8 protein-coding genes are annotated in these 10,863 nt (G+C 45.5%); 6 read left to right on the forward strand and 2 right to left on the reverse strand.

Going from position 1 to position 10,863, the window contains the following annotated elements; all coding sequences use genetic code 11:
• Positions 1-36: 36 nt before the first annotated feature.
• Complete coding sequence (gene uvrB / locus RT143_RS01365) at positions 37-2,154, reverse strand: excinuclease ABC subunit UvrB (protein ID WP_313090647.1); 2,118 nt, start codon at positions 2,152-2,154, stop codon at positions 37-39.
• 440 nt (positions 2,155-2,594) lie between these two features.
• On the opposite strand from uvrB, the gene metK reads away from it, so the two are divergent.
• Positions 2,595-3,761, forward strand: coding sequence for a methionine adenosyltransferase (gene metK / locus RT143_RS01370; RefSeq protein ID WP_313090648.1), 1,167 nt, complete (start codon positions 2,595-2,597; stop codon positions 3,759-3,761).
• An 88-nt stretch (positions 3,762-3,849) separates the two neighbouring features.
• Entirely contained in the window at positions 3,850-4,161 is a 312-nt protein-coding gene (locus tag RT143_RS01375) for a DUF3144 domain-containing protein (protein ID WP_050325523.1), read from the forward strand.
• Between the two features lie 108 nt (positions 4,162-4,269).
• Here the strand turns inward: RT143_RS01375 and RT143_RS01380 are convergent, their stop codons facing one another.
• The gene (locus RT143_RS01380) at positions 4,270-4,629 is read right to left on the reverse strand and encodes a hypothetical protein (RefSeq protein ID WP_313090650.1); all 360 of its coding nucleotides are present in this window, start codon (positions 4,627-4,629) and stop codon (positions 4,270-4,272) included.
• Between the two features lie 373 nt (positions 4,630-5,002).
• Here RT143_RS01380 and prpB point away from each other — a divergent pair, with 373 nt between their 5' ends.
• From prpB to RT143_RS01400, 4 genes are all read left to right on the forward strand, one after another.
• Positions 5,003-5,896, forward strand: a complete 894-nt coding sequence (gene prpB, locus RT143_RS01385) for a methylisocitrate lyase (protein WP_036598327.1) — start codon at positions 5,003-5,005, stop codon at positions 5,894-5,896.
• 62 nt (positions 5,897-5,958) lie between these two features.
• A complete protein-coding gene (gene prpC, locus RT143_RS01390) occupies positions 5,959-7,131 on the forward strand; it encodes a bifunctional 2-methylcitrate synthase/citrate synthase (protein ID WP_313090651.1) in 1,173 nt (390 codons plus the stop codon).
• 98 nt (positions 7,132-7,229) lie between these two features.
• Positions 7,230-9,836 carry a Fe/S-dependent 2-methylisocitrate dehydratase AcnD gene (acnD, locus tag RT143_RS01395; protein WP_313090652.1) on the forward strand — a complete coding sequence of 869 codons (2,607 nt, stop codon included), beginning with the start codon at positions 7,230-7,232 and terminating at the stop codon, positions 9,834-9,836.
• An 87-nt stretch (positions 9,837-9,923) separates the two neighbouring features.
• The gene (locus RT143_RS01400) at positions 9,924-10,850 is read left to right on the forward strand and encodes a hypothetical protein (protein ID WP_313090653.1); all 927 of its coding nucleotides are present in this window, start codon (positions 9,924-9,926) and stop codon (positions 10,848-10,850) included.
• The last annotated feature ends 13 nt before the right edge of the window (positions 10,851-10,863 follow it).

Here is a 10,863-nt window from a genome sequence, read left to right on the forward strand (position 1 = left end):
GGGTAAAACCGCTTATTTAACACCCATCGTCCACCATCATTGCAACACAAATTCCCGTAAGCTCACCACTTTATCCCGCACTTTTGCCGCTTCCTCAAACTTCAAATCACGCGACAAGGCTTTCATCTCTTTTTCTAACCGTGCAATCTCTTTAGCAAGCAAATCAGGCGAACGCAAAATCGAAATATCCACATCGGGGAACGCATGGGTGACCGCAATCGCTTGGTTATCATTCGGGGTTTCTGCCTCGCCTGTGTCGATTTTATCGGTAATCTGACGACGAGCGGATGTCGGCGTGATGCCATGTTCCTCGTTATACGCCATCTGTTTGGCACGGCGACGCTCGGTTTCTTCAATCGCCTTTTGCATACTTGGGGTAATACTGTCAGCGTACAAAATCGCCTTACCATTGACATGGCGCGCGGCACGACCGATGGTCTGAATGAGCGAACGCTCCGAGCGTAAAAAGCCTTCTTTATCCGCATCAAAAATCGCCACCAAGCTCACCTCAGGCATATCCAAGCCCTCACGCAATAGGTTGATACCGACCAGCACATCATGCACGCCTGTGCGCAGTTCATGGATGATTTTCATCCGCTCCACCGTGTCGATATCCGAGTGCAAATAAGCGACTTTGATGTTGTACTCTTTTAGATAACTGGTCAAATCTTCTGCCATGCGTTTGGTGAGCGTGGTAATCAGCACTCGCTCATCTTTGGCTTTACGAATGTTGATTTCCGATAGCACATCATCAACTTGGGTCAAGACAGGACGAATCTCAAGCTGTGGATCAACTAGACCTGTCGGACGTACCACTTGCTCAACGACCTGCTCGCTATGCTCAAGTTCATATTGGGCAGGGGTCGCCGACACAAAAATGGTCGCAGGGGTAATACGCTCCCATTCTTCAAACATCAGCGGGCGGTTATCCATTGCAGATGGCAGGCGAAAGCCATAATTAACCAAGGTTTCTTTACGACTTCTATCGCCTTTGTACATCGCGCCGACTTGTGGCACGGTTACATGGCTTTCGTCAATAAATAGCAAGGCGTCGGGCGGAATATAGTCAAACAATGTCGGCGGTGCTTCACCGGCAGGACGTCCCGATAAATGGCGCGAATAGTTCTCAATGCCGTTACAGTAGCCAAGCTGTTGAATCATTTCCAAATCATAAGTGGTGCGTTCTTTGATACGCTGGGCTTCAATCAGTTTGTCATGCGCTCGAAAATACTCAAGGCGTTGTTCAAGCTCGGCTTTGATAGTACCACTGGCTCTTTCTAACTTATCTCGTGGGGTGACGTAGTGAGATTTTGGATAGATGGTAATGCGTGGCACACTGCGCACGTTCTTACCTGTCAACGGGTCAAACCAAGTGATTTTTTCCACTTCATCATCAAACATACTGATACGCACCGCAAGCTGTTCAGACTCAGCCGGGTAAATATCAAGCACCTCACCACGCAAACGGTAAGTACCTCGCCCAAAGTCAAGCTCGTTACGCGTATATTGCAGCTCCACCAAGCGTTTGAGCATGGCAGTACGGTCGATTTTGTCACCCACTACGATGTGGAGGAGCATTTTTAGGTAGCTTTCTGGGTCACCCAAACCGTAGATACAAGACACCGATGCAATGATAATGGCATCACGACGTTCGAGTAGCGCACGCGTGGCAGACAGTCGCATTTGGTCGATATGGTCGTTAATGGCGCTGTCTTTTTCGATAAAGGTATCGCTGGCAGGTACATACGCTTCAGGCTGATAATAGTCGTAATAACTGACAAAATATTCCACAGCATTGTGCGGAAAGAACGCCTTAAACTCGCCATATAGCTGGGCGGCAAGGGTTTTGTTGTGTGCCATGATAATGGTGGGACGCTGGCATTGGGCAATCACTTTTGCCATGGTGTAGGTCTTACCTGAGCCAGTCACCCCTAAGAGCAGCTGACCGTGCATGCCTTTGTCGACACCGTCAACTAGTTTGGCAATCGCTTGCGGTTGGTCGCCTGAGGGTTCAAATTCGGTCACCATTTCAAAAGGTTTACTTGAGATTTGGGTGCCACTGGCATTGACACCGGTGATTTGGGCATCATCTTGGATTTGGCGGGCAAGTTGGCTAAGTTCACGTTCGGAGCGGGAAGATTGAGGTGGTCGCATTTTATTGTCTTTATAGTAGTCACAGATGGGTAAATAATGGGGTTGATGGGTGAGAAGTTAAAGCAAAATAACGCGAAATATTGTATCAGTGATTGGGTTTATTAAAAAAGACCACCCATTAACAAACCACCTATCATCAAACTTATTAAAATTACCCCATTAGCCTATTCCAGTTAGGCATTTAAAAGCATTAGGTTAATTTGGCAAAATCCCTTATAATATCCCCTGACTTTTCCACTGTAGCGGCAATGACTTATATGAGTCATTTTGCTATTAGTCATATTAATCATTTTTTCGTTAATCATTTTGCAAACTTGCTCGTACTATATCGCAGTCCGTGACTTTCTATTTTTGCTTTGTTCTCATTTTAAAATGTAAAATAGAGATAGGTTTGCAAAGCGATTAATTTTCTATCACCCTTGATGTAATGAGAAAATTAAATGCGTGAATATCAACTATTTACCTCTGAATCTGTCAGTGAAGGTCACCCAGACAAACTTGCTGACCAAATCTCTGATGCTATCCTTGATGCCATCCTTGAGCAAGACATCCATGCGCGTGTGGCGTGCGAAACCTTGACCAAAACAGGCGGCGTGGTGCTGGCGGGTGAAATCTCTACCACCGCCAATGTTGATTTTGAAAAAATCGTGCGTGATACCGTCCTGCGCGTTGGCTACAACAGCTCAGAGTTGGGCTTTGATGGCGCCACCTGTGCGGTTATCAATATGCTTGGCAAACAATCTCCCGAAATCGCCCAAGGCGTTGACCGCTCGCGCCCTGAAGAGCAAGGTGCCGGTGACCAAGGTTTGATGTTTGGTTATGCCACCCATGAGACGGATGTGTTGATGCCTGCCCCCATTCAGTTTTCCCATCGTTTGATGGAAAAGCAAGCGCAATTGCGTAAAGACGGCACATTATCGTGGCTGCGTCCCGATGCCAAAGCGCAAGTCACGGTACGCTATGATGGCGACAAACCTGCGTTTATTGATGCGCTGGTACTATCAACCCAACATGATCCCAGTATCTCGCAAAAAGACTTGCATGAAGCGGTCATGGAAGAAATCATCAAGCCTGTCATTCCAGCCGCGATGCTGCACAAAGACACGAAGTATCATATCAACCCAACAGGGTTATTTGTGATTGGGGGTCCTGTGGGGGATGCGGGTTTGACGGGTCGTAAAATCATCGTAGACACGTATGGCGGTATGGCGCGTCACGGCGGCGGTGCGTTCTCAGGTAAAGATCCATCAAAAGTTGACCGCAGTGCAGCCTATGCAGGGCGTTATGTTGCCAAAAATATCGTAGCGGCAGGACTGGCGGAGCGCTGTGAAATTCAAGTAAGTTATGCCATTGGGGTGGCAGAGCCAACCTCTATCTCTGTCAACACTTTTGGCACGGGCAAAATCAGCGATGACAAGATTGTCGATTTTATCCGCCAGCATTTTGATTTACGTCCTTATGGTATCACGCGTATGCTTAACCTACTCCAACCCATGTATGAGCAAACGGCAAGCTATGGTCACTTTGGTCGCCAAGGCACTGAAACCGCTTTTACTTGGGAGCGTACCGACCGCGCAGCACTACTTAGAGCAGACGCGGGTTTATAATTTTATTGACGTAGTACAAGATTTGCAGGGTGCGTTTTACGCACCTTTTTAACGTTTAATTGATGGTAGAAAATTGTAGAGAAAAGTTATGAGCGAAAACACCAACCAAATCACCGAAGAAATGAATGCGTTTTATGAGCGCGCTGATGAGTTTATCCAGCTTGCCAATACCCTTCGCACCGATGATATACACGCAGGTAAAATCAATGCCTCAATGCTGTATGCGGTCGCGCGTTTTAGCGCGTGGACAGCGGCAACGGGCTTTGTCAAAGGCAGTGACTACGCCAAAGAAAAACAAGACATTATTGAGCACTTTACCAAGAATTTTGAGCGTATGCTATCGGATAATATCGATGATTATGCCGAAAACTTCCAAAAATATATGCAAATCGGCAATTGATTGCAGTCCAACAACACGAGCATTTCATTAAAAAAGCGTATTGAATCGTCATACGCTTTTTTTATTGCAGCGCTTATCATCTAAACCATCGATTATTTGAACAATTAATTATTTAAACAATCGATAAAACAACCAACCTATTATCAGGATGACCAAGATAATCACACTCACGCGTTTCACCCATCTTGGCAATAACGGTAGGGTGATATTCTCTTGTTTAAGATGATTATCTAATCCTTGTGTCAATGTGCTAAAGCCTTGCTCTTTAGTCTTTGCTGATGGCGCAGGATGGGCAGTAGGCGGCGTTTGACTGTTTGCTGCTAACGCTTGGTTTTCATACGCATCAATTTGTTGTTTTGCCTCATCTAAGCTAATCCCCTGCTCTTGTGCGTGGGTTTTGATGGCGATGACGTAGTTTTTTTTATCGACCAGTTGTTTGATATGACTCGGTAACGTTGATTGTGCCATAAGTAATTCCTCAAATTTTAATCCGTATATCATGCCTAGTTTGCTAAACTTATTTTAGAAGAATGTAGCAACGAGCGCCTGTTTATTGTAAATAAATGTAAATAAATGATTCATACTTTGGGTAAAATATTCACCTTTTAAAAGTTAGAGTGACTAATTATGTAAAAATAGAAGTTTACCATTCATCTTCCGAATACTTTTAATTTTACTTAACTTAATTTTTAAAAATCGCGTACTGACAGCCAGTTTTTTTGTGCGTATACTTATGGAAATACTAAGGCAAAGCAGCAAATAACCTGCTCTACACCTAAAGCAGGGCTGATTAACACTAACTTTGCTATTTTCCCCTTCAATCATGTAAAAAGGAAGCAACATGGCACCTATCTCTGCAGGTCGCAAATTCCGTGACGCCATTGAGTCTGAAAAAGCCGAAGGTCGTCCCCTTCAAATCGTTGGCACTATCAATGCCTACACTGCCATGATGGCAAGCCAAGTCGGTCATAAAGCGATTTATCTCTCAGGTGGCGGTGTTGCTAATGCCTCATTTGGTTTGCCCGACCTTGGTATGACGAGCCTTAACGATGTATTGACCGATGCCACCCGTATCACCAATGCGGTTGACACGCCATTATTGGTTGACATCGACACGGGTTGGGGCGGCGCATTTAACATCGCCCAAACCATCAAACAAATGGAAAAAGCAGGCGTTGCCGCGGTCCATATCGAAGACCAAGTGGCACAAAAACGCTGTGGTCATCGCCCCAACAAAGAAATCGTCTCAACCAGCGAGATGGTTGACCGCCTAAAAGCTGCGCTGGATGCCAAAGTTGACCCAGATTTTGTGGTGATGGCACGAACCGATGCGCTGTCAGTGGAAGGTTTGGATGCCGCGGTTGAACGTGCGGTGGCGTTTCAAGAAGCAGGCGCGGACATGATTTTTGCTGAAGCATTGACCGATATCGCCATGTACCGCAAATTTACCGACGTGTTAGACATCCCTGTCCTTGCCAATATGACTGAGTTTGGGCAAACCGACCTTTACAGCACCAAAGAATTATTTGACGTAGGCGTTGACATGGTACTTTACCCATTATCTGCGTTTCGTGCGATGAACAAAGCCGCCCTCAATGTCTACCAAGCCTTAAAAGATGAAGGCGTACAAACCTCCGTGGTCGACACCATGCAAACCCGTATGGAATTGTATGATTTCTTAAACTACCATTCATATGAGCAAAAATTGGACGCATTATTTAAATCAAAAAAATAATTAACGAACTTTGCTAATTACTTAAGGCTAAACACTTAATAAAGCTAAAAAGGAGTTTTACCATGTCAAAAGACACCCCAGTGACAGACGCGAGCGACAACAAGCCAAAACCCAAAAAAAGCGTTGCCCTATCAGGCGTACCCGCCGGTAACACTGCCCTATGTACCGTGGGTCGTACAGGCAATGACTTAAGCTATCGTGGCTATGATATTTTGGATTTGGCAAAAGACAGCGAGTTTGAAGAAGTTGCGCACCTACTGATTCATGGTCATTTGCCAAACCGTCATGAGCTAGCGGCGTACAAGAAAAAACTCAAAACCCTGCGTAACTTGCCGGTCAATGTTCTGGCGGTGCTTGAAGCCTTGCCTGCCCACGCCCACCCGATGGATGTGATGCGTACCGGCGTATCGGCACTGGGCTGCACCTTGCCTGAGCGTGAAAGCCAGCCTACCTCAGAAGCCCGTGATATCGCCGACAAGCTTATTGCCTCATTAGGCTCAATGCTGTTGTATTGGTATCACTATAGCCACAATGGCAAAGTGATCAGCCTTGAGAGCGACCAAGACAGCATTGGCGGTCACTTCCTTGAGCTATTACAAGGTGAAGCCCCGAGTGAATCGCATATCAAAGCCATGCACATCTCACTCATCTTATACGCTGAGCATGAGTTCAATGCATCAACCTTTACCAGCCGCGTGATCACAGGGACTGGCTCGGATATGTACTCCGCCATCTCAGGCGCAATCGGTGCGTTAAAAGGTCCAAAACATGGCGGCGCCAATGAAGTGGCGTATGATATCCAAAAACGCTACCGCAATGCCGACGACGCAGAAAAAGACATCCTTGAACGTCTTGAGAAAAAAGAAGTTATCATTGGCTTTGGTCATCCTGTCTACACCGTGAGCGACCCACGCAACGTGGTCATCAAAGAAGTGGCTCGCAACTTGTCCAAAGAAACGGGCGACATGACCCTATTTGATGTAGCAGAGCGTCTAGAAAGCGTAATGTGGGACAACAAAAAAATGTTCCCAAATCTTGACTGGTTCTCAGCGGTCAGTTACCACAAAATGGGCGTGCCCACTGTCATGTTTACCCCATTATTTGTGATTGCGCGTACCGCAGGTTGGTCAGCGCACGTACTTGAGCAACGTGCTGATGGCAAAATCATCCGTCCTTCTGCCAACTACACAGGCCCAGATGACCAAAAATTTGTACCGCTCGATGAGCGTCAATAATTAGCGTTTTAATCGTATAAAAAGCCTTTCAGGTCAGCCTACCCATTGATTTGAAGGGCTTTTTTTCTAATGGATTATTAATTTTAAGGTTAAGCCAAATGACAAGCCAATACCGCAAGCCCTTGCCCAATTCTGATTTGCAATACTTCGACACCCGCCAAGCGGTGAATGACATCACCCCTGATAGTTATGACAAACTCCCCTACACCTCGCGTATTTTAGCTGAGCAACTGGTGCGTAAAGTCAGCGACCCAAATGAACTGACCGCTGCGCTCAAACAGCTCATCAACCGTGAGCGTACGTTAGACTTTCCTTGGTACCCTGCGCGTGTGGTGTGTCATGACATCTTGGGTCAGACTGCCCTTGTGGACTTGGCAGGCTTGCGTGATGCTATCGCTGAGCAAGGCGGTGACCCAAGCAAGGTCAACCCTGTGGTACAAACCCAGCTGATTGTTGACCACTCGCTCGCTGTGGAATGTGGTGGTTATGACCCAGATGCGTTTGAAAAAAACCGCGCCATCGAAGACCGCCGCAACGAAGACCGTTTTCACTTTATCAACTGGACAAAGACTGCCTTTGAAAACGTCGACGTGATTCCAGCAGGCAACGGCATCATGCACCAAATCAACCTGGAAAAAATGTCGCCTGTGATCCAAGTACAAAACGGTATCGCCTACCCAGATACTTGCGTGGGCACAGACAGCCACACCCCACACGTGGATGCGCTGGGCGTGATTTCGGTGGGTGTCGGTGGACTGGAAGCAGAAACCGTGATGCTTGGTCACCCATCGATGATGCGTCTGCCGGATATCGTGGGCGTACACCTCAAAGGTAAACGCCAAGCAGGCATCACCGCCACCGATATCGTGTTAGCATTGACGGAATTTTTGCGTAAAGAGCGCGTGGTTGGTGCGTATGTGGAATTTTTCGGTGAAGGCGCAGACAGCCTATCCATCGGTGACCGCGCCACCATCGCCAACATGACCCCAGAATATGGCGCAACCGCAGGGTTATTTTATATTGATGGGCAAACCATCGATTATCTACGCCTCACAGGTCGTGAAGACAAACAAGTCGAACTGGTGGAAAACTATGCCAAAACCGCCGGGCTGTGGTCATCCGACCTCGTCAATGCCGACTATGAGCGCGTGCTTGAGTTTGATTTGTCACTCGTCACCCGTAACATGGCAGGTCCTTCAAATCCTCATGCGCGCGTATCGACTTCTGAGCTTTCTGCCAAAGGCATTGCCCATGCCGAAGGTGAAGCCGTGCCTGAATCAGAGAATGGCTTAATGCCTGATGGTGCGGTGATTATCGCGGCTATTACCTCGTGTACCAATACCTCAAATCCTCGTAACGTGGTGGCAGCGGCATTGCTTGCCAAAAAAGCCAACGAACTTGGCTTGACCCGTAAACCTTGGGTCAAATCATCCTTTGCCCCGGGTTCAAAAGTGGCTGAACTGTACTTGCAAGATGCTAACCTATTACCAGAACTGGAAAAACTTGGCTTTGGTATCGTGGCATTTGCCTGTACCACCTGTAACGGTATGTCGGGTGCGTTAGATCCAGCGATTCAGCAAGAAATCATCGACCGTGACTTGTATGCCACTGCCGTATTGTCAGGAAACCGCAACTTTGATGGACGTATCCATCCGTATGCCAAACAAGCCTTCTTAGCAAGCCCGCCGTTAGTCGTGGCATATGCGATTGCAGGGACAATTCGTTTTGATATCGAAAAAGACGTACTTGGCGTGGTCAATGGTAAAGAGATTCGCCTGATCGACATTTGGCCCTCGGATGAAGAGATTGACGCGATTGTGGCAAAACACGTCAAACCGGAGCAATTCCGTCAAATCTATATCCCGATGTTCAACCTTGACCGCAGCGAAAAAGCCGACAGCCCACTATATAACTGGCGACCCATGTCAACCTATATCCGCCGTCCACCTTACTGGGAAGGCGCGCTAGCGGGTGAACGCACGCTAAAAGGTATGCGTCCACTTGCCATCTTGCCTGACAATATCACCACCGACCACTTGTCACCGTCCAATGCGATTTTGGCAAGCTCGGCGGCAGGCGAATACTTGGCAAAAATGGGCTTACCCGAAGAAGACTTTAACAGCTATGCGACCCACCGCGGCGACCATTTAACCGCGCAACGTGCGACCTTTGCCAATCCAAAACTGTTCAATGAAATGGTGAAAAATGATGATGGCAGTACCAAGCAAGGCTCACTGGCTCGCGTTGAGCCTGAAGGTCAAGTGATGCGGATGTGGGAAGCGATTGAGACCTACATGAACCGTAAGCAACCGCTAATTATCATCGCAGGGGCGGACTATGGTCAAGGCTCTAGCCGTGACTGGGCTGCCAAAGGTGTGCGTCTGGCTGGTGTGGAAGCGATTGTGGCGGAAGGCTTTGAGCGGATTCACCGTACCAACCTTATCGGTATGGGTGTGCTGCCGCTTGAATTTAAAGCTGGGACGACGCGTATCACGCTAGGGCTAGATGGGACTGAGACGTATGATGTGATTGGTGACATCTCACCACGTTGTGATTTGACGCTGGTGATTAATAAAGAAGGCTCGCAGCCGCTTGAAGTGCCTGTGACCTGCCGTCTTGATACCCAAGCGGAAGTGGATACTTACAACGCTGGGGGCGTGTTACAGAAATTCGCGCAAGACTTCTTAAAAGGTGAAGTGGCTTAAGTTTTATTAAATAATAAATGCTAAACTATTGTTTTAAAATAAAAAGCCGAGTAAGATAATTACTCGGCTTTTTTAGGTTTGAAATATATGAATAAATTGCAAATTGATTTCGAAAATTGTTTTGGTATTGGCAAACTAAAGCACGAATTTTCATTTGATAATACTCAAACATGTCTCATTTATGCACCAAATGGCACTATGAAAACATCTTTTGCGAAAACATTTAGTTTTATTTCACAAGAAAAACGGCCTGAAGATAATATTTTTAAAGATAGACTAACAAAGTGTGAAATCTTATCAGACAGTAATCCATTGCTGCCCCCAAGAATTTTAGTAATAAATACAGATAATTTAGAATATGACTCAACTCAACGAGTTTCCAAATTTATTGCTAGCCGTGATTTAAAAGCAAAATATGATGATATATTGTCAGACCTAGAAATTAAAAAACATGACTTCATTAGAAAATTGATGAGGGTTTCACGAAGTACGGATTGCGAATATGAGATTTTGGATGCATTCAAACACAATGATATAACAAGTTTCTATGAGGTTTTATTACATATAGATTTAAATTCAAATACAGAAAAATATGATTTTAGATATAATGATGTTTTTGATAAGAATGGTAAAGTAAAAATATTTTTAGATAGACATAAAATTCCGCTAGAAAACTATATTTCTAAATATAAAGACCTTTTACAAAACTCATCATTCTTTAGAATGTCCGAAAATTCTTTTGGCACATATCAAGCCAAAGAAATTTTGAGTTCGGTCAAGGATAATTCTTTCTTTGATGCTGGACATGCATTACAACTTGATGATGGAGGAAAAGTATGCTCTTATAAAGAATTAGAGAATTTAATTAATAGTCAAATTAATACAATTATAAATGATGTAGATTTAAAAGAAGCTTTTAATAAAATTGATAAAGCTTTAGATGCTAATACTGAATTAAGAGCATTTAAAAAAATACTAGGTTGTGTTGAACATTTAATATACAAAAGAACATAATGAGGAAATTTTG

Origin of the sequence: Moraxella sp. CTOTU48268 (genome assembly GCF_032069585.1) — a bacterium.
GTDB lineage: Bacteria > Pseudomonadota > Gammaproteobacteria > Pseudomonadales > Moraxellaceae > Faucicola > Faucicola cinerea.

What these genes read in the sequence shown, in the direction of transcription:
- prpC (WP_313090651.1), top strand. Translation starts at nt 5,959, where the DNA reads ATGTCAAAAGACACCCCAGTGACAGACGCGAGCGACAACAAGCCAAAA.
- acnD (WP_313090652.1), top strand. Translation starts at nt 7,230, where the DNA reads ATGACAAGCCAATACCGCAAGCCCTTGCCCAATTCTGATTTGCAATAC.
- uvrB (WP_313090647.1), bottom strand. Translation starts at nt 2,154, where the DNA reads ATGCGACCACCTCAATCTTCCCGCTCCGAACGTGAACTTAGCCAACTT.
- RT143_RS01380 (WP_313090650.1), bottom strand. Translation starts at nt 4,629, where the DNA reads ATGGCACAATCAACGTTACCGAGTCATATCAAACAACTGGTCGATAAA.
- metK (WP_313090648.1), top strand. Translation starts at nt 2,595, where the DNA reads ATGCGTGAATATCAACTATTTACCTCTGAATCTGTCAGTGAAGGTCAC.
- RT143_RS01400 (WP_313090653.1), top strand. Translation starts at nt 9,924, where the DNA reads ATGAATAAATTGCAAATTGATTTCGAAAATTGTTTTGGTATTGGCAAA.
- prpB (WP_036598327.1), top strand. Translation starts at nt 5,003, where the DNA reads ATGGCACCTATCTCTGCAGGTCGCAAATTCCGTGACGCCATTGAGTCT.
- RT143_RS01375 (WP_050325523.1), top strand. Translation starts at nt 3,850, where the DNA reads ATGAGCGAAAACACCAACCAAATCACCGAAGAAATGAATGCGTTTTAT.